1 pseudogene is annotated in these 596 nt (G+C 51.3%); it reads left to right on the top strand.

Going from position 1 to position 596, the window contains the following annotated elements:
• Window positions 1-596, top strand: a pseudogene (locus R2S57_RS30430) (excinuclease ABC subunit A); the annotation flags it as partial.

The following is a 596-nucleotide window of genomic DNA, read 5'->3' as shown; positions in this document are numbered from 1 at the left end:
TCTCCCTTTAGAGATGCCGCAAGAACAAACAGGTTTACCGCTAAGCGGAAGAATCTGCTCAGGACTGGATCAGATCAGCAGGCTGGTGGTTGTCGATCAGAAACCCATAGGACGGACGCCAAGGTCAAACCTTTCCACCTACACCGGATTATTCGACCACGTGCGCAAACGCTTTGCCGATACCCCGCTCGCAAAGAAAAGGAAATATGATGCAGGACGTTTTTCCTTCAACGTTGCAAAGGGACGCTGCCCGAACTGTCAGGGCGAAGGTTTTGTTATGGTTGAACTATTGTTTTTGCCCAGCGTTTACACGCCATGTCCGGTCTGTAATGGCAGCAGGTATAACCCCCAGACGCTGGAAATAACCTACAAAGAACACAACATCGCGCAAGTGCTGGAAATGACGGTTGAACAGGCATGCAACTTTTTTGACGAAGACCCGGTAATTTACAGGGCGCTGGATATTGTGCGCGAGGTCGGTCTTGGCTACTTAAGACTCGGGCAATCAGCGACCGAACTCTCCGGGGGCGAGGCCCAGCGGATCAAGCTGGCAACTGAACTGCAAAAAAGCCAGAAAGGATCCTCGCTCTATATCC

This window comes from Pedobacter psychrodurus (assembly GCF_032678585.1).
In the GTDB taxonomy this organism is placed as follows: domain Bacteria; phylum Bacteroidota; class Bacteroidia; order Sphingobacteriales; family Sphingobacteriaceae; genus Pedobacter; species Pedobacter psychrodurus_A.
The sequence above is the reverse complement of the archived record's forward strand: the minus strand, read 5'-3'. Positions and strand labels throughout refer to the sequence as shown.